Annotated in this window: 15 protein-coding genes; 13 read left to right on the top strand and 2 right to left on the bottom strand. The window is 48.7% G+C overall.

Annotated elements, in window-relative coordinates:
* Positions 1-86 precede the first annotated feature (86 nt).
* The 9 genes from B5G11_RS03020 to B5G11_RS02980 all read left to right on the top strand — a co-directional run bounded on the left by B5G11_RS03020 (position 87) and on the right by B5G11_RS02980 (position 14,793).
* Complete coding sequence (locus B5G11_RS03020; protein ID WP_087252137.1) at positions 87-3,131, top strand: glycoside hydrolase family 2 TIM barrel-domain containing protein; 3,045 nt, start codon at positions 87-89, stop codon at positions 3,129-3,131.
* A gap of 15 nt (positions 3,132-3,146) precedes the next feature.
* The gene (locus B5G11_RS03015; RefSeq protein ID WP_087252136.1) at positions 3,147-5,159 is read left to right on the top strand and encodes a beta-galactosidase; all 2,013 of its coding nucleotides are present in this window, start codon (positions 3,147-3,149) and stop codon (positions 5,157-5,159) included.
* 80 nt (positions 5,160-5,239) lie between these two features.
* The gene (locus tag B5G11_RS03010; protein WP_087168984.1) at positions 5,240-5,596 is read left to right on the top strand and encodes a molecular chaperone Hsp90; all 357 of its coding nucleotides are present in this window, start codon (positions 5,240-5,242) and stop codon (positions 5,594-5,596) included.
* Positions 5,597-5,728: 132 nt separating this feature from the next.
* Entirely contained in the window at positions 5,729-8,014 is a 2,286-nt protein-coding gene (locus B5G11_RS03005; protein ID WP_087252135.1) for an EAL domain-containing protein, read from the top strand.
* The gene (locus B5G11_RS03000; protein WP_158099197.1) at positions 8,004-9,389 is read left to right on the top strand and encodes a diguanylate cyclase; all 1,386 of its coding nucleotides are present in this window, start codon (positions 8,004-8,006) and stop codon (positions 9,387-9,389) included. Before B5G11_RS03005 ends, B5G11_RS03000 begins: the two co-directional genes overlap by 11 nt.
* 4 nt (positions 9,390-9,393) lie before the next feature.
* Positions 9,394-10,251 carry a DUF5685 family protein gene (locus B5G11_RS02995; protein ID WP_087252133.1) on the top strand — a complete coding sequence of 286 codons (858 nt, stop codon included), beginning with the start codon at positions 9,394-9,396 and terminating at the stop codon, positions 10,249-10,251.
* Complete coding sequence (locus tag B5G11_RS02990) at positions 10,232-10,876, top strand: DnaJ domain-containing protein (protein WP_087252132.1); 645 nt, start codon at positions 10,232-10,234, stop codon at positions 10,874-10,876. The genes B5G11_RS02995 and B5G11_RS02990 overlap by 20 nt, the downstream gene beginning before the upstream one ends.
* On the top strand, positions 10,867-11,397 hold the full coding sequence (locus B5G11_RS02985) for a hypothetical protein (RefSeq protein ID WP_087168989.1): 531 nt from the start codon (positions 10,867-10,869) through the stop codon (positions 11,395-11,397). Before B5G11_RS02990 ends, B5G11_RS02985 begins: the two co-directional genes overlap by 10 nt.
* A 153-nt stretch (positions 11,398-11,550) precedes the next feature.
* A complete protein-coding gene (locus B5G11_RS02980; RefSeq protein WP_087252131.1) occupies positions 11,551-14,793 on the top strand; it encodes a UvrD-helicase domain-containing protein in 3,243 nt (1,080 codons plus the stop codon).
* 162 nt (positions 14,794-14,955) lie between these two features.
* On the opposite strand, the gene B5G11_RS02975 is transcribed toward B5G11_RS02980, so the two are convergent.
* Positions 14,956-16,065, bottom strand: a complete 1,110-nt coding sequence (locus B5G11_RS02975) for an MBL fold metallo-hydrolase (protein WP_087252130.1) — start codon at positions 16,063-16,065, stop codon at positions 14,956-14,958.
* Positions 16,066-16,081: 16 nt separating this feature from the next.
* A complete protein-coding gene (locus B5G11_RS02970) occupies positions 16,082-16,411 on the bottom strand; it encodes a helix-turn-helix domain-containing protein (protein WP_087252129.1) in 330 nt (109 codons plus the stop codon).
* 194 nt (positions 16,412-16,605) lie between these two features.
* Here B5G11_RS02970 and acgA point away from each other — a divergent pair, with 194 nt between their 5' ends.
* The 4 genes from acgA to B5G11_RS02950 all read left to right on the top strand — a co-directional run bounded on the left by acgA (position 16,606) and on the right by B5G11_RS02950 (position 19,628).
* Positions 16,606-16,851 (top strand): ACGX-repeat peptide, encoded by a 246-nt coding sequence (gene acgA, locus B5G11_RS02965; RefSeq protein WP_087168993.1) that lies wholly within the window; start codon positions 16,606-16,608, stop codon positions 16,849-16,851.
* 139 nt (positions 16,852-16,990) lie between these two features.
* Positions 16,991-18,028, top strand: coding sequence for a radical SAM/SPASM domain protein, ACGX system (gene acgM / locus B5G11_RS02960; protein WP_087252128.1), 1,038 nt, complete (start codon positions 16,991-16,993; stop codon positions 18,026-18,028).
* Positions 18,025-19,029 (top strand): zinc-binding dehydrogenase, encoded by a 1,005-nt coding sequence (locus B5G11_RS02955; RefSeq protein WP_242958897.1) that lies wholly within the window; start codon positions 18,025-18,027, stop codon positions 19,027-19,029. The genes acgM and B5G11_RS02955 overlap by 4 nt, the downstream gene beginning before the upstream one ends.
* On the top strand, positions 19,008-19,628 hold the full coding sequence (locus B5G11_RS02950) for a 4Fe-4S binding protein (protein WP_087252127.1): 621 nt from the start codon (positions 19,008-19,010) through the stop codon (positions 19,626-19,628). The genes B5G11_RS02955 and B5G11_RS02950 overlap by 22 nt, the downstream gene beginning before the upstream one ends.
* Positions 19,629-19,638: the final 10 nt, after the last annotated feature.

The following is a 19,638-nucleotide window of genomic DNA, read 5'->3' as shown; positions in this document are numbered from 1 at the left end:
AGAGCCCGCATAAGAGCAGGAGTCTGCCGCAAATGCGGCGGACTCCTTTTTTCATACAAAGATTCAGGGAAAAAGAGGAGGAAACTATGAGAACATTTAATTATGAAAACGTAAAGAATCCGGAGTATTTCTGTGATGGAAGAGCAGAGGCTCACTCCGATCATGCGTACTATGCGTCCGAAGCGGACAGAGAAACAGGATGCAGTCTGTTTCAGGAGAGCCTGAATGGAATCTGGAAATTCCATTATGCGAAAAATTATGACGCAGTTGTGCCAGGATTTGAGAAAGATGAATACTGCTGTGCTTCCTGGGATGATATCCGGGTGCCGGCCCATATCCAGATGGAGGGCTATGATGCGCCGCAGTACGCGAATACACAGTATCCGTGGGAAGGACGTGAGGACATCCGTCCGGGAGAGATTCCGGAGCACTTCAATCCGGTCGCAAGCTATGTGAAATATTTCCGCGTGCCGGAGAGAATGAAAGGCAAACGTCTTTTTATCTCCTTCCAGGGGGCAGAAAGCGGCATGGCTGTCTGGGTAAACGGTACCTTTGTGGGATACAGCGAGGATACCTTTACACCGTCCGACTTTGAACTTACTGACTATGTAAGAGAAGGCGAAAACAAGCTGGCTGTGCAGGTATTCAAATGGACGTCCGGAAGCTGGTGTGAGGATCAGGACTTCTACCGCTTCTCCGGGCTTTACCGGGATGTCTACCTGTACACGGTGCCGGAAGTCCATATCCGTGATCTCAGAATCCGCGCAGTTCCGGATGAGACGCTGGAAAAGGCGGAGCTGGAAATCTGCACCCGGACATGGGGAAGCGGAAAAGCAAAGTTCGTGCTTTCTTACCACGGAGAAGTTTGCTTCGAGGAAGAGAAGGAACTGAATGGAGAGAATGTCTTTACCTGGGAGATCGATCATCCGGCGCTCTGGAGTGCGGAAGAGCCGAATCTTTATGACCTGTCGATTACCGTGACAGACGCCTCCGGCACTTTGATGGAAATCATTCCGGAGAAAGTGGGATTCCGCAGATTTGAGATGAAAGACCGCATCATGACACTGAACGGTAAGAGAATTGTCTTCAAAGGGGTTAACCGGCATGAATTCAGCTCTGTGAGCGGAAGACATGTATCGGAAGAGGAGCTTCGAAAAGACCTGACCATCATGAAGCAGAACAACATCAATGCAGTGCGGACATGCCATTATCCGAACTCCTCTTTGATCTACAGACTCTGTGATAAATACGGTCTGTATCTGATTGATGAGGCGAACCTGGAGAGCCACGGAAGCTGGGATACCTATCCTATGGACGGGGATGAAGATTTCATTGTGCCAAATGACAAACCGGAATGGCTTGCGATGATGCTGGACCGTGTGAATTCCATGTACCAGAGGGACAAAAATCATCCGTCCATCCTGATCTGGTCCTGCGGAAATGAGTCTTTCGGAGGAAAAGATATTTATGAAATGTCTCAGTTTTTCCGCAAGGAAGATCCGACGAGACTGGTACATTACGAAGGCGTCTTCCAGGATCGCCGCTACAATGATACCAGCGATATGGAGAGCCAGATGTACACACCGGTGGAAAAGATCAAGGAATTCCTTGCAAAAGACAGAAGCAAACCATTTATCTGCTGTGAGTATACCCACGCCATGGGAAATTCCTGCGGGGCAATGCACAAGTATACCGATCTGACAGATACAGAACCGCTCTATCAGGGAGGATTTATCTGGGATTACATTGACCAGACGATTTATAAGAAAGACCGTTATGGAAATGAATTCCAGGCATACGGCGGCGATTTTAATGAAAGACCGACCGACTACAATTTCAGCGCCAACGGGATTGTATACGGCGGTGACAGAGAGCCGTCCCCGAAGATGCAGGAGGTAAAATTCAACTACCAGAATATTACAGCCGAAGTGACAAAGGATCAGGTAAAAGTCATCAACAAGAACCTCTTCCTGAACACCGGTGTGTATGAATGCGTGGTAACAGCGGCCCGGAACGGAAAGACAGTCAGAGAACTTGTTATGGCAACCGATGTGGAACCGCTCTCCGAGAAGGTGTACGATCTGCCGCTTCCAAAAGAGACGATTCCGGGAGAATATACGATCACGGTTTCCTTCCGGCTGAAAGAAAACACGATCTGGGCGAAAGCAGGACATGAAGTGGCATTCGGACAGTATGTCTATGCGATCAGGGAAGAGAAGAAAGCATGCAGGCGTCCGGTAAAGGTAATCCGCAGCAAGCATAACATCGGTGTCAGGGGAGAATCTTTTGAAGCGATTTTTTCCGGGCCGGAAGGAGGACTTGTCTCCTACCGTTATGCAGGAAAAGAAATGATCAAGGAAATTCCAAAGCCGAATTTCTGGAGAGCTCCGGTGGACAACGACCAGGGCAACCAGATGCCGAAACGGTACGCACAGTGGAAGATTGCCAGCATGTACGCGTCACACAAGGATTACCGGGGGGACGACCTTTGCAAAGTTCTTCTGCCGGAAGTAGAGGCGGCGGAAGATTCTGTCAAAGTGACATATACCTACCTTCTGCCGACGACTCCGGCCGGCGAGTGTACGATGACGTATGTGGTAACCGGCGACGGCACGGTACAGGTAACGCTTTCCTATGATCCGGTCAAAGAACTGGGCGATATGCCGGAGTTTGGCGTGATGCTCAAGCTGGATGCGGACTACGATCATGTGACATGGTACGGACTCGGACCGGAAGAGACCTATGCAGACCGTAAAAAAGGCGCGAAGCTTGGAATCTACCGGAACCTCGTCAAAGACAATATGGCAAGATATATTGTGCCGCAGGAATGTGGAGCAAAAGAAGAAGTACGCTACGCAAAAGTGACCGACAGAAGCGGAAGAGGAATGCTGTTTGAAATGGATGAAAAGAGTGGACCAATGATGTTCTCCGCGCTTCCTTATACACCGCACGAACTGGAAAATGCAAAGCATCCGTATGAACTTCCGCAGGTTCATTACACGGTTGTACGTGCGGCTCTTGGACAGATGGGAATTGCAGGAGACGACAGCTGGCTGTCTGTTACGCATCCGGAATATCTGTTAAACGCAGACAAAAAGATGGAGTTTACATTCCGTTTCCGCGGAATCTAAACAGGAGGAGTAACAATGTTAGGAGAAAGGATTCTCCATGGAGGAGATTACAATCCGGATCAGTGGCTGGATCACCCGGAGATTTTTGAAGAAGATGTAGCGCTGATGAAAAAAGCGAACGTGAACTGCGTAAGCCTTGGCATTTTTGCCTGGGCTTCGCTGGAACCGGAAGAGGGGGTCTATCAGTTTGACTGGATGGACCGGATCATCACAAGGCTTGAAACGGAAGGAATTCAGGTTATCCTGGCAACCCCTTCCGGGGCAATGCCGCACTGGCTCACTCAGAAATATCCGGAAGTGATGCAGGTGCAGGCGGACGGCAGAAGAAATCTGCCTGGAAAGCGCCACAATTTCTGCTATACCTCACCGGTGATGCGTGAGAAAATCACGGCAATTGACCGGGAACTGGCAAAGCGGTTCGGAAAAAGAAGCAATGTGATTCTCTGGCATATTTCCAATGAGCTTGGAGGAAACTTCGCGGATTCCGTTTGTCATTGTGAACACTGCCAGGCGGCATTCCGTATCTGGCTTAAGAAAAAGTACGGTACACTTGAGAATCTGAACCGGGCGTGGTGGAATTACTTCTGGAGCCACACCTATACGGACTGGGAGCAGATTCACAGTCCGGTTCCAAACGGCGAGACGACGAGCACGGCTCTTGTGCTGGACTGGAGAAGGTTTGCCACGGAGCAGATGAATGACTTTTACCAGCTGGAAGCACGGACGGTAAAAGAATATTCGGATCTTCCGGCTACAGCGAACTTTATGTACTTTTTCAAAGGGATGGACTACAACCGATTGAAAGAAGGCGTGGATATTATTTCATGGGACAACTATCCGTACTGGCACAAACAGAAAGATGAGGTTCCGACGGCGGTAAAGGCAGCCGCAAATCACAGCCTGATGCGCTCCCTTCGGAAAGCGCCGTTCCTTTTGATGGAAAGCTCTCCGTCCGCCATCAGCTGGCGCGAGGCCAATCCGCTGAAGCGGCCGGGTATGCACATGCTTTCCAGCATGCAGGCGGTGGCACATGGATCGGATTCCGTACTGTATTTCCAGTGGCGGAAAGGACGGGGAGGCTTTGAAAAGTTCCACGGCGCCGTGCTGGATCACAGGAACGGAGCGAACACCAGGGTATTCCGGGAGGTGACCGAACTGGGCGAGAGACTATCAGGTCTTGGCGAGCTCATTGATCATACAGTAAACAGGCCGAAAGCCGCCATCATTTTTGACTGGGACAACTGGTGGGCAGTGGAAGATACGCAGGGACCGCGTCTTGACTTTAATTATGTGAAAACGATCCTCAAACACTACCGTGTGTTCTGGGAAAACGGCATTGAGGCCGATCTGGTGGATATGAACGATTCTCTGGAAGGATACAGCCTTGTGGCGGCGCCGTTGAACTATATGTACAAGGAAGGATATCCGGAGCACGTAAGAAAGTTCGTGGAGAACGGAGGTATTTTCGTTAACACCTGCTTCAGCGGTATGGTGGATGACACAGATCTTTGCTTTACCGGACAGTCCCCGCTGGAAGATGTGCTGGGAATCATTCAGGAAGAGATTGACGCGCCGTCTGAGGAATTTGAGAATCAGTTTACCTATGGCGGATCTGTTTATCCGGCACAGTACCTTTGCGAGATCGTACATGCGAAAGAAAACACAGAAGTGCTTGCAGTTTACGAAAAAGATTTCTACGCCGGCTCTCCGGTTGTGACACGCAACAGCTTCGGAAAAGGAGAGGCATACTATCTGGCGGCAGAATCCAGCCTCGATTTCCTGCGGGCGTTTTATCAGGATCTCTTTCGGGAAGCCGCTCTGGAAAACGCGCTTCAGACAAAGCTGCCGTACGGTGTGACCGTGACAGAACGTGTCGGTGACAATGGAAAACGGGTTGTGTTTGTTATGAACTTCAAAAATGAGCCGGTCTGCGTAGAAGGAATCGGAAAATGGACCGATGCGGAAACAAAGGAAGTGTACGAAGGCACACTGGAAATGAAACCGTTTCAGTGTATGATTCTGATTTAATTAGAAAATAGATGGTCCGATCCGGACCGGATTGTGCTACAATAGTAGGAGAGAAAATTTTCAGAAAGGGTGTGTACAGTATGACTCAGGAAACATTAAATTATGTAGTAGAGAAGACAAAAGAGCTGATGGCAGCTCCGTCATGCAGTCAGGAGGCAAAAGATGCAGCACAGGCATGGCTTGACGCTGTAGGAACCGAGAACGAGGCAGAAGAGACGAAAAAATATATTGCCGAACTCGAAGAAGATATCATGACGCTGGACGGACTGATCGCATTTGCAGAGTCCGAAATGGGTGCTCAGGTATTCGGAGCAGAAAAGACAAAAGAAGTCGCTGCTCATGGAAAAGAATTAAAAGCTGCAGGCAAACAGTACTGTGACTGCCCTGCATGCGCAGCTGTAGAAGCAATCCTCGCGAAGAAGGACGAGCTTTTATAATTTTATAGTGCAACGGAGAGTGTAGAAAAATATCTTCAACCATTATAAGATGGTTGGAGATATTTTTTTGCACTCCTTGACACCTCATACTTCTCTATTTTATGATAAAAGCATGTTAAAGGATGTGGAAATATGAGCGAAAAACAGTTGATGAGAAGGCTGAGGAAAATCACAGCGGTAGTTGTGGTGATCAGCATTCTATTGTTCCTCGGGGGAGGCTTTATTACATCCTCGCTTGGCCGGGTGCAGAAAGATACCATGACAACGCAGATGATTTCAGAGGCGGAAGAATACAAGGCAAATGTACTGCGTAAAATCAAGATGGATCAACAGACACTCCAGACGCTGGCGAGTTTCTTCCGGTTCAGCAATACGATCAGCATGATTGATACGGATGCCTTCGCGAACGGTCTTTATGAATCGAACCGGCATAACAGTTTTATCCAGATGGGTTATTTTACGGAAGACGGCGATGGAATCCGGGTGACAGTTGATAGAGAGATTAAGAAAAATGTCCGTATGGAAGATCTGGAAGAGGAACTGCAGGCGAGTATCGGAGAGGCGTGGCAGGGGGAGAGCGCGGTGTCCAGAGTCTATGAGGATGCCCGGACCGGGGAAAAGGTTTTTTCCTATGCTGTTCCTGTCTATCAGGGAGACGAGATCACAGGTGTGCTGACTGCGAAAGACAGCATTGAAGCATTTGAAGATATTCTGGATGATAAGACGGCTATGAACGGTTATGGTTATGTCCATATGATCGGAAAGGAAGGGAAGTTTCTGATTCGTTCTAAAAATAAAGTCGTCAATAGAAGAGTGGAGAGTATTTTTGACGGGAACTATATCACAGAGGCAGAAAAGGAGAAAATCCGGGAAGCGATCGATAATGATGAGAGCGTGTTCAGTAAATTCCGGTATCAGGGAACGGCGTACCAGATTTATCTGAATCCGATCGGCCTGAATGGCTGGTACCTTTTCTGTGTTGATACAATGCAGGGGGTGAATGCGCCCATTTATCAGATGATCAATGTTACAAGGGCAATTTTTATCGGAGTCCTTTGTCTGAGCGTATTTCTGCTGATTTATGGGTACCAGATGCTGAGAAAGAATCATAAACAGCTGATTGAGCTTGCTTACTATGACTCTTTGACAGGAGCATATAATACAGTCCGGTTTATGCAGGAGATGAGAGATGTTCTTTCGGGAACGGAGCAGTACAGTGTCTGTGTGATGAATATTCACCAGTTCAAATTTATCAACGAAATTTTCGGACGGGTACAGGGAGATAAACTCCTCTGCCATGTCAGCCGGGTGCTGAAGGAAAGTGTAAATCCGGGGGAATATTTCTGCAGGGATACCGGTGATTTTTTCTGGATGATTCTAAAGGGACAGGATGAAGAAATGATCGGCAGACGTCTCTATGCAATTATGGAAAAAATCAGCCGTTTTTCATTGAGCCAGCATCATAATTATCAGATTATGCTCTATTGTGGAGTGGCGGTACGAAGAGATGATAGTTCAGCCGAGATGATGATGACACATGCAATGTTTGCACTTCAGACGGCAAAGGGAACAGACAGGAATAATGTCTGGTTTTATGACGTGGAGCTTCATAAGCAGGAAACGTTGCAGAACTACATCGAAAGTCATATGCATCAGGCGCTGAAGGACAAAGAGTTCCGGATGTTTTTACAGCCGAAGATGGATATGAGGACGGGAAAGCTTGGAGGCGCAGAAGCGCTTGTCAGATGGATTCCAAAAGACGGGACAATCATCTATCCGAACCAGTTTATCCCGCTGTTTGAAAGCAATGGGTTCTGTTCCAGCCTGGATATGTATATGGTGGAAAATGTCTGCAGGAAAATCCGGGAGTGGATCGATGCGGGAATTACGCCGGTTCCGGTTTCCGTGAATCAGTCAAAGATCCTCTTTTACGAGGAAGACTATGTGGAAAATCTCTGTGCTGTTCTGGAACGGTACCGGATTCCGGGCGATCTGATTACGCTTGAGATTCTGGAGGGACTTGCCGCAGGAAATATTGATGAACTCAATGAGAAGATCGATCAGTTAAAGGAGAAAGGCTTCCGCATTTCCATGGATGATTTCGGAAGCGGATATTCTTCTTTTAATATACTTGGAAAACTCCATATCGATGAGTTGAAGATGGATCGGGTATTCCTGTCAGCGATTACGGGGAAAGAAGATGAACGGCAGAAGATTATTATGGCACAGGTAGTGGATCTGGCAAAGAAGCTTCGGATTTCTACTGTAGCGGAAGGTGTGGAAACAAAAGAAAATGAAACATTGATCCGGACACTGGGATGCGGCTACGGTCAGGGATATTACTACAGCAGGCCGATTGATGAGGATGAATTCGACAGGAAGTATATGGAAAAGGGGAACGGAAATCATGAAGTGTAAGGAAAAAGGAGGAAAGACGTGGGAATACAATCCGGTCTTTCAGACTTTAAATCAGTTTTATAACAATGCATTGACCAGGCGTGACGCACAAAAGGCGGCGGCACTGGTGACAGAAGATGTCTATTTCCTCGGTGCCTCCGAGGTGGTGTTCGGGCGGGAGGTATTCCGTCAGTTTCTGGAAGGGGAACTGAACAGCGTCAAAATGCCGATTCTTTATCAGATTACGGACTACAGGGAAAAGGAGAGGGGAAGCCATTCCTGGGACTGCTACTGCCAGATTGAGATTGCCATGCAGGGGAAAGAACATCATGAACATGAAAGTATTGCCAGAGTAACTGCTTCCGTCGTGGAGGAGAACGGGCAATACAGGATTTCAGTTCTTCACCGGACTTTGCTGGAAGGTTATATTCAAAAAGAGGAACGGTTTCCATTCCGCATTCTGTCAAACCGCCGTGGAAAACTGGATCAGATTTCCAGGCGTGAACTTCTCGATATCATCTGCGAGACGATGCCGAGCGGTGTGATCGGAGGGTATATGGAGGACGGTTTTCCGATTTACATGGTCAATAATAAGCTTCTGGACCTGCTTGGATATACATATGAGGAATTCATGCAGGCAACAGGAGGAAATGTACTGAACCGGATCTGGAAGAAGGATCAGGATGAAGCGCTTGCTGTTGCAGAAAGAGAATGCCGGGAGCGCGGAGAATATGAGATTGAATATCGGATGATGAAAAAAGACGGGAATTTTGTGTGGGTTTATGATCGGGGGAGAGTGATTACCACACAGGACGGACGAAGAGCAGTAATCAGTTTGATCGTTGACATTTCTGAAAATGTACGGATTAAAAACAACCTGTTCGTAGAATCAGTGACAGACCCTCTTACCGGACTTTACAACCGCAGAGGCGGCGAAATGATGGTTGCACAGAAACTTGGAAACGGCAAACCTTATATCTTCCTGATGCTGGATATTGACAGATTCAAGGAGGTTAATGATTTCTACGGCCATCACGAAGGAGACAATGTCTTGAAGTATGTTGCGGAGGAACTGAAGCACTGCTTCCGGCGGGATGATGTGATCATCCGGCTTGGAGGCGATGAGTTTGTGATTTTTGTGCATCCATGTACCAGCATTCCGGCAATCGAAAATAAACTGGCAGGAATCAGCACGGTATATCAGGAAAAAATTGATCAGGAGTACCCGAAAAGCAAATCCTCTTTATCTTTTGGAGGGATTTATGCAGATCATGGAATTCCGTTCGTGGAATTATACAAAAAAGCGGATCAGATTTTATACGGGGTAAAACAGCAGTGTAAAGGAACCTTTCGCATCGTAAATGCAGAGGAAGAAAAAACAGTAGAACAGGAGTAGTTTGATGTTTGGATATGTGACAGTCTGTGAACCGGAACTGAAAATGAAAGATTTTCGAAAGTACAGGTCGTATTACTGCGGGCTGTGTCAGGAGTTGAAGGAAAAATATGGATTTTCGGGGCAGATGACATTGACCTATGATATGACGTTTGCGATTATTCTTCTGACTTCGCTGTATGAGACTGAGACAAAGACAGAACAGAGGCGCTGTAAGGTGCATCCGGTGAAAAAGCAGACGATGAGAAGAAATGAAATTACAGACTATGCGGCGGATATGAACCTGCTGCTCGCCTATTATCATCTGGAGGATGACTGGGCGGACGAGAAGAAACCGGCGGCCCTCGCCGGAAAGGGAGTACTCCGGAAAAAGGCAGACAGGATCATTCGAAAATATCCACGCCAGAGCCGGGTGATCAAAAAGGCGCTGCGGGGTATCCGAAAGTGTGAAAAAGAAAACTGTATGGATCTGGACCGGGTCTCCGGGTACTTTGGGCGGATGATGGCAGAGCTTTTTGTTTACAAAAAGGATGTATGGGAAAAAACGCTTCGAAGAATCGGATTTTTTCTCGGAAAGTTCATCTATCTGATGGACGCGTACGATGATCTGGAGGAAGACAGGAAAAAACACTGCTACAATCCGCTCATCAGAATTTGTGAAGAAGAGGATTTTGAAGAGCGGATCCGGGGGATTCTCTGCATGATGATTGCGGAGTGCAGCGCAGAATTTGAAAAGCTTCCGTGCCTTTTGGATGTAGACATTTTGAGAAATATCCTGTATGATGGAGTGTGGAATCGTTATAGATTAATTCAGATGAAAAAGCAGGAAGGAAAGGAACAGGATCATGTCAAAGAATCCGTATGATGTATTGTGTGTATCCCCAAACGCATCTGACGAAGAAGTAAAAAAAGCATATAGAGAGTTAACAAGAAAATATCATCCTGATGCGAATGTAAACAATCCGCTGGCAGATCTTGCAGAGGAGAAGTTTAAGGAAGTACAGGAAGCATATGATGAGATTATGAAAGAGCGTGCATCGGGCGGAAGCTCCGGCGGTTACTCCTACGGGGGCGGTTCATCCTATGGCGGAGGCTCTTCCTACGGCGGAAACAGCAACGACGTTGAGATGCAGGCAGTCTTTAACTATATTAACAACAGACGCTACCGTGAGGCGCTCAATCTTCTGGACAGGATGCCGAACCGGACCGCGATGTGGTATTACGCAAGCGGTGCGGCAAATGCGGGGATCGGAAATCTGGTTGTAGCAAGAGAACATGCCGCACAGGCAGTGAATATGGAGCCGAATAATGTGCAGTACCGTCAGCTGCTAAATCAGATTGACTGGAACAGCAGAAGATATCAGAATAATCCGTACGGAGGCGGATACGGTGGAAACTCATCCTGCGGTACGGGAAATATGTGCTGTGATTTGTGGCTGGCGGATACGCTGTGTGAATGTATGGGAGGAGATCTTTGTTCATGCATGTAAAAGGGAAAATGATGGCGTTCTGCGGACTGTTCATTGCACTGTCGGTCGTTTGTATGTCTCTCGGAAGCGTGATTGAGACGAATACGCTCTTCCTGCTTGCAGCTGCTTCATTTTTTGTAGGTATTGTAATCAGGGAGTTCGGAATGAGGACAGGAGGGGCCTTTTATGTGGCTGATGTTCTGCTCGGTCTTCTGATTGCACCGAACAAGTTTTATGTTTTCTCCTTTGCGGCGATGGGGCTTTATATCGTGATCATCGAAGCGGCATGGAGATTTCTGGGACGTTCCAGCCGGACACAGCGGCAGACTATTTTCTGGGCAGTCAAATATATGGCGTTCAATGTCATGTATATTCCGATGCTGATATTTTTTGAAGAACTGATTCTGGGCGGGCAGAAACTTTCCCCGATTATGACGGCCGGAATCTGGATTGCAGGCCAGATTGCACTGTTTATCTATGACCGCGCATATGAGTATGTACAGGCCCATGTCTGGACGAAAATCAGAGGAAGAATGTTTTAGAGGGATGCTATTTTTAGGTCTCGGTATACAGTAGTGTACCGGGGCCTTTTTATAATGCCCGGGAGTTTGTTTTCCCGTGTCCGGCTTGACCGGATCTTCAGACCGCGTTACAATTTCGGTAGTTCTATTTTTACAAATGAGGAGTTTTGTGCGATGTATATTGCGGATTTACATATCCACTCCAGATATTCCAGAGCCACCAGCAAGGACTGCACGCCGGAACATCTGGACCTGTGGGCAAGAAGAAAGGGAATCCATCTTGTCGGAAGCGGGGATTTTACCCATCCGGCATGGCGGGAAGAGTTAAAGGAGAAACTTCGGCAGGATGAAAACGGTCTCTATGTCCTGAAAGAGGAATACCGGATCCATGAGGACTCGGCACCTGATCATATGATTCCGCGCTTTGTGATTACCGGGGAGATCAGTTCGATTTACAAGCAGGGCGGAAAGGTGAGGAAAGTACACAGTCTGATTCTGCTTCCGGATCTTCAGAAGGCAGAGATCATATCCAGAAAGCTGGAAGAAATCGGAAACATTCATTCGGACGGAAGACCGATCCTCGGCATCAGCTGCCATGATCTGCTGGAAATCATTCTGGAACTGTGTCCGGAGGCCGTCTATGTGCCGGCCCATATCTGGACGCCGCATTTTTCCATGTTCGGTGCGTTCTCAGGGTTTGATTCCGTGGAAGAATGTTTTGGAGACCTCTCCGGCTACGTGCATGCGGTGGAAACCGGGCTTTCCTCCGACCCGCCGATGAACTGGAGAGTGTCGGCTCTGGACCGGTTCCAGCTGATTTCCAATTCGGATGCCCATTCTCCTGCAAAACTCGGGCGGGAGGCGAATCTTCTGGATACGGAGCTTTCCTATCAGGGACTGAAAACCGCGGTGGAGACAGGAGCGGGACTTCTGGGAACCATCGAATTCTTCCCGGAGGAAGGAAAATATCATATGGACGGGCACCGCAAGTGCGGGCTTTGCCTGAGCCCGAAAGAGACCGAAAAGTATGGCGGAATCTGCCCGGTGTGCGGGCGCAAGATCACGATCGGAGTGTCCCACCGGATTGAGCAGATGGCGGACCGGCCGGAACAGTATCAAAGACCGGGAGCAAAGCGGTTTGAAAGTCTGATCCCGCTGCCGGAAATCATCGGGGCGGCTCTGGGACACAGTTCCGCAAGCAAGGGCGTGCAGAGGGAGTACCAGAAGCTGACGGCAAGACTCGGGGCCGAGTTTGAGATTCTGCGGAATATTCCTGTGGAAGAGATCCGGCATGTGTCCGGCAGACTGATTGCAGAAGGAATCGAACGGCTCCGGGCAGGGAAAGTGACATGGAGCCCGGGATTTGACGGAGAATACGGAAAAGTCCGGATTTTCGATGAGGAAGAGCGTAATGAGACAGACGGGCAGATGGATTTTTTCAGTATGCTGGGAGTGAAAGAAGAGGGAGGAAAGCAGGCAAAATCCGGGAAAACACGGGAGAAAAAAGAGAAGGCTTCGGAGGCTGTGACGGCGGAGCGAAAAGAGGCGGACAAAAAGCAGACAGAAGATAGAGAAGTAGCGGAAAAACGGAAGGCAGAAGCTGCCGGAAAGAATCCGGATGGACTTAATGAGAAGCAGCGGAAGGCGGTACATTCGCCGGACAGAAGGACGGCTGTCATTGCAGGGCCGGGAACCGGAAAGACGAAGACATTGATTGCGAGACTTCTGTATCTGGTGAATGACCAGAAGATAAACCCGGATCGGATTACGGCAGTGACCTTTACAAACCAGGCAGCGGGAGAAATCAGGGACCGGTTACAGAAGGCTGGAGAGCAGGGCAGCAGTTTTGCCAGACTTCAGACGGGAACCTTCCATGCCATCTGTCTTCGGTTCCTGAAGGAGCGTGGAGTCCGGGTACTTCTGGCGGACGAATCCCGGTGCATCCGTCTGGCGGAAGAGATTCTTGCCCGCTTTGGAATTGATGAAGAGCCGAAGGAATTTCTGGAACAGGCGGCCAAATGGAAGGAAATGCAGATCATGCATCCGGAAGAGACTGGAGAGAAGGGACAAAAGGAATCGGGCAGGACAGCAGCTTATGAGGCTTATGGCGAGGAAATGGCAAGCCGGGGACTCTTTAGCTTTGAAGATCTGCTCCTGGAGACGGTCCGGATGTTAAAGGAACATCCGGAAGAGAAAGGATGGCGGAAGCCGTTCGGGCATTTGCTGATCGATGAATTTCAGGATATCAGCCCGGTGCAGTATGAGCTGATGAAAGAGTGGAACCGGGACGGAGAAAGTCTGTTTGTGATCGGAGACCCGGATCAGGCGATTTACGGATTCCGCGGGTCGGATGCCCGCTGTTTTGAAAGACTGCATCGGGAATTTCCGGATCTTAGCATGGTCCGGCTGGAGGAAAATTACCGGAGTACGCCGCAGATTTTAAACAGTTCCCTTGCTGTGATTTCTGAAAATCCGGGGGAAGAGCGGATTCTTCATCCAAACCAGAAAGCCGTCGGGCCGGTCCGGATGTTAAAGACCGGCGGAGAAATGGCAGAGGCAATCGCGGTGGCAAAAGAGATCGGACACATGGCAGGCGGGATCGGAATGCTGGAGGCCCAGCGGACGTCCGAAGAAAAAGAACGGAAAATCCGAAGCTTCCACGAAATCGCAGTACTGTACCGGACACACCGGCAGGGAGAACTTCTGGAAAACTGTCTGAGAAAAGAAGGAATTCCGTACGTGGTATCCGGAAGAGAATCCTTTTTGAAAGACGAGACCGTCCGCCGGAGCGCAGCCTTTTTCCGGTACCTTCTGGATCCGGAACAGACGGCGGCAAAAGAAGAAGGAAGCCTTCTGTTTGCAGACGGAGAAGGAAATCCCCTTGGCAGTCTGCTGTTTGAAGAGACGGCACAAGTCTGGAAAAAGAAAATCCAGGAACAGAGCCCGGCAGAACTTCTGAAAGAATGGATCCGGGAGATGGGAATGGAGACGAACAAAGCCATGGAAAAACTATCCCGGATGGCAGTATGCTATGAAACGATAGAAGAACTTCTGACAATGCTGGAACTTGGAGTAGAAAGCGATCTGAAACGCTGCGGGGAGAAACAGTACACCGCAGAAGCAGTGACACTGATGACCCTCCACGGCTCCAAAGGCCTGGAATTTCCGGCAGTGATTCTATATGGAGCAGAACAGGGAAAAATTCCTCTGGAAAACGAATATTACGAGACGGATTTCGAAGAAGAACGACGGCTCCTTTATGTCGGAATGACAAGAGCCAAAGAAGAACTGATCCTCACATCCGCAGGCGAAGAAAGCCCGTTTCTGAAATCACTCTCTGGTGACCTGCTCCAACGAGAAACAGCCGGCAGGAAAAAACAACAAGAACTCTGGCACCAGATGAGCCTGTTCGAATGATATTCATTGGGGACGTGTTCCGGCGTTTCGGAACCTGTCCCCGATGAAAAAAATCTGACAATTTGAGTTTTTCCTTATTTTATGCGGGTTTCGGGCGTTTTTTGCATTTTGGGGACGTGTTCCGGTGCATCGGAACACGTCCCCAAAATGGTTAAAATCCCTCTATTTTTCTTCAATCTGGAACTGTACCATGCTTCCAGCCTGTTCGGTTACCCAGAAATGTATGACTTTTTTCATCAGCATATCTTTCAGTACTTTTGTGTGCGGGTGTTTGTATTTATTCTGGTATCCTGCGCTGATGATCAGGACAAACTGTCCGCAGGAAAGTGCTTCGTTGTAATTGTGCATGGAGCCGTGATGTGGAACCTGTACGGTGCCGACGGACGGCATGTAGGCAGAGAGTTCTCCGGTGAGTGCGTCCCAGTTTTCTTTTGTTCCGGCATCGTAGTCCCCCAGATACAGGCAGCCGTCCGGATAGCCGGTCCTGCGACCGGACTGTGGTTCTGTCAGATCCGGCATGAAAAAGCGGTACGGGTGGATCTGGCGGTGATCCGGCGTAAGCGGCCCGGAGTATACGACAAGGGAATTGGAATTGAGACTTCCCGGTGCGTATTTCTGGTAAATCCTTTTGATATCATCCCAGTCGTAGGAGAAGATATCGGATGTCTCAAGGTAGGCCTGCAATGTCTTTTTATCATATCCATTTTTCTTCAAGCCCCGGAAAAATGCCTTGCTTCTTCGGGTATTCTGGAAATTGTAAGGCACATAACCCCAGTCCGGGTTGCTATCGGACACAGTCAGATCCACTGCCTTGCCGGAAGGAACAGCACCGACATTGCCGCCCGGTCTGCGGCTGGAATCCTGCGGCATCACATAAAAGATTTCAGGAGTCTGCGTATCGACAGGAAGGGTGTAATCCTGCACTGCCCCATAAGGATCCACGATAAGTTTGGATAAAAATTCCGATTCTGTATTTTCCAGCCGGGCAATGAGCCTGGTCAGAAGGATTTCTTCCTCCGTCAGGAACGGAAGGTACAGACGTTCCACACAGCAATGGGATAACAGAAATGGAAGTCCGTTGATGTGATCTTCGTGTAAATGGGAAATAAAAACTGCCTGAATCTTCTCCCTGGGCTCAAACGTGCAGGCAATCTGCTTTTCGATAGCGGACCTGCTTGTGGATGAACCGCAGTCATAGACAACATTGACTCCGCAGTCAAACTGTTCTGTATAAAAGGCACCCTGCCCAACAGGTAAAAAACTTCTGATCATGTATGTACCTCCCGTATCATTCGTTCATCATTTTCTGATATGCACTGCCCCACTGTTCCATGGCATCAAGAATCGGCTCCATGGATTTACCAAGAGGGGAAAGGGCATATTCCACCCGCGGCGGCACTTCCGGATAAACTGTTCTTGTGATGATCCCGTCATCCTCCATCGTCCGGAGACTGTCTGTCAGCACTTTCTGGCTGACCCCTTCCAGGTCTCTTCTCAGCTCATTAAAACGCCACGGCCGCATCCGAAGATTTCTCAGAATCAACAGCTTCCATTTGCTTCCGATCAGCTGTACTGTCGTTGCCACAGGACAGGCCGGCATTTCTTCTTTTGTCATCATCTGGCGTCACCTCATCTCAATAGTTTTGCTGGAAATATTATATCAGATTTGAATGTAACATGCCAGTTGAATCCAGGGGTTATAAAAAGGTAACTAAGTAATAGATTAGTGCGTACTTTTTTCAGGAAGTTCCCGGCAGTACAATAAAACTGCAAACGGGAAGTCGTTTGACGACAAAAAAGGAGGAACAGAATATGTCACTTTTGAATCTGTTTGGATGGAGCAAAAAAATGGAAGAAGCACCGGCATCTGCATGCGGCACAGCATGCGGAGCAGCAGGAAAACCGGAGGAAACACCGGCAGCATGCGGCACAGCGTGCGGAGCAGCTGACAAACCGGAAGAGACACCATCTGCATGCGGTTCTGCGTGTGGAGCAGCTGACAAGCCGGAAGAGACACCGTCTGCATGTGGTTCCGCATGTGGAGCAGCTGACAAATAGGAAGCTGGAAGAAGAAAACGGACGCGGACTTCCCGGAAGGCCTGGGCCTCCGGGGAGCCAATGAAGAAGAAATTCGGCAAGAGGCCGATTGACATAGAAAGATCACAGCGGGATGATAGGAAGAGGAAGGAGCAAGGAAATGAAACAGTATTTTTCTTTTCAGTGGCATATCACAGATGAGTGCGATCAGAGATGTAAGCACTGCTATATTTTTTCAGAGGATAACTGCAAAAAACTGGATCAGATGACATGGAAGCAGATGAAGGAAACCTTTTATAACTGTCTGGATTTCTGTAAGGTGTATCACCGCCTGCCATATTTTTATATTACCGGAGGAGATCCGATTCTTCATCCGGATTTCTGGAAACTTCTGGGACTGATGAAGGAGAACGGGATTCCATTTACCATTCTGGGAAATCCGTTTCATTTAAATGATGAGAACTGCCGGAAGATGAAGGAATATGGCTGTGAGAAATATCAGCTTTCCCTGGACGGAATGAGAGAAACGCACGACTGGTTCAGGAAACCGGGAAGCTTTGATATTACACTGGAAAAGATTGACTGTATCAAAAAGGCGGGGATACGCGCGGTTATTATGACGACGGTGTCCGGTACAAATATCGATGAAATTCCGGACATTATCGATACGGTTGCAGCTCATGGAGCGGATGTCTTTGCATTTGCCAGATACTGCCCGACCAGTGAGGAGAAAGATGTAGGAATTGAACCGATGCGCTATCGGAAACTTCTGGAAGACTGTGACCGGAAATTCAAAGAGTATGAGGCGGCGGGATGCCGGACGTATTTTAACAAAAAGGACCACCTTTGGACGTTGTATGAATATGAAACAGGAGAATTTCAGATTCCGAAGGCAGCAGAAGAAGGCATGATTTATGGCGGATGCAACTGTGGAAACTGCCACCTGACGATTCTTCCGACCGGAGATATTTATGCGTGCCGCAGAGTCCAGAACAGCAAAGTCGGAAATGTTTTTACGGACCGGATTGCAGACGTCTGGCTCTGCCAGATGGAGCAGTACCGTGACTATACAAAATTTGAAAAATGTGCAAAGTGTGAGCTTCTGGCATGGTGCCGCGGATGCCCGGCTGTCGCAAGCGGACAGGATGGAAATTTCTATGCCGCGGATCCGCAGTGTTGGAAGGAGGTATCAGCATGATACCGGAAAGGATGAAAGCAGTTGTTTTAAGTGAGCCGACCAGGGCGGAAGCGGTCTGTCTGACAGAGGTTCCGGTGCCGGAAGTCCGGCCAGGCTGGGTGCTTGTGAAGATTCATGCGTTCGGGATGAATCATTCGGAGCAGATTTTAAGACAGAGCGAAATTCGTGCGGATTACATCAAAAAGCCGGTGATTCCGGGGATCGAGTGCGTCGGAGAAATTGTCGATCCTTCGGACAGCCGGTTCCAAACCGGGCAGAAAGTTGCGGCGCTGATGGGAGGCATGGGGAGAAGTTTTGACGGCAGTTATGCGGAATATGCCCTGCTGCCTTCGCATCATGTCTTTGCAGTTTCTTCGGATCTTCCGTGGGAGGAACTGGCGGCAGTACCGGAGACGTATTTTACCGCCTGGGGTTCCCTTTTTGAGGGGCTGAATCTGAAGCCGGAAGATACGCTTTTGGTACGCGGTGCCACCTGTGCCCTTGGCTATGCGGCCATTCAGATCGCAAAAGCCCTCGGTTGTCAGGTAATTGCAACGACACATAAGAAAGAAAAATTAAAACTGCTGCAGGATGCAGATCTTGCCGTGCTGGATATCGGGAAACTTTCCGATGCGATCCCGAAAGCATCCAAAGCACTGGAACTGGTCGGACCGAAAACCATTCCGGATACACTGCGCTGTGTACAAAAAGGCGGCATTGTCTGTGATACCGGGATTCTGGGCAGAACCGGTGTATGGAATGGATTTGATCCGATCAAGGGAATTCCAAACGGAGTATATCTGACAGGCTTTTACAGTAACCAGCCGGATCAGACAGTCATGCAGGAAATCCTGGACTTCTTTGATATTCACCGGATCCGTCCCTGCATTGGAAACATCTATCCGTTTTCTGAAATCCGGGAGGCGTGCATGGCAATGGAACAAGGGAAAGTCAATGGAAAAATTGTGGTGACAATATCAGAAAGAAAAGGAGAAGAGATATGGATGCAAAGACGTGCTTAAAGAAACTGGAATATGTCGGTGTGCTGGCATTTGCTACCGTGGACGCACAGAGGAATCCGCAGGTGAGAAATATCAGCGCCGTCCATTATGAGCCGGATGCTCTGTATTTCTTTACCGCCAGAGGGAAAGATTTTTGCAGGGAGCTTCTGGAAGACGGAAGGGTGCAGATCCTGGGCTATACACGATATAAAGAAATGATCCGGCTGTCGGCACAGGCAAAGCCGGTTTCTCAGGGGGAACAGCAAAAGTGGATCGATACGATTTTCCGGGAGCAGCCGTATCTGGAAAACGTCTACCCGGGAAATACAAGAGAAATTGGAATTGTGTTTGAAATCCGGGACGCTCAGATCGAATATTTCCATCTGGGTGTACATCCGATTTTCCGGGAAACCTATGTCATTGGAAATGGCAGGGCGAAAGAAAAAGGATACCGGATCACAGACTCATGTATCGAATGCGGCACCTGCGCTTCGGTCTGCCCGCAGGGATGTATTACACCGGGAGATGCAGGAACACCGTATCACATCAGTCCGGAACACTGTCTGCACTGTGGAAACTGCTCTGAGCACTGTCCGGTATCGGCAATAGAACGAGTATGAGGTGAGAAAG

The organism is Drancourtella sp. An57 (assembly GCF_002161525.1).
In the GTDB taxonomy this organism is placed as follows: Bacteria; Bacillota; Clostridia; order Lachnospirales; family Lachnospiraceae; genus Sellimonas; species Sellimonas catena.
Note: the sequence above shows the minus strand (reverse complement) of the source record. Positions and strands in the feature narration are given on the sequence as shown.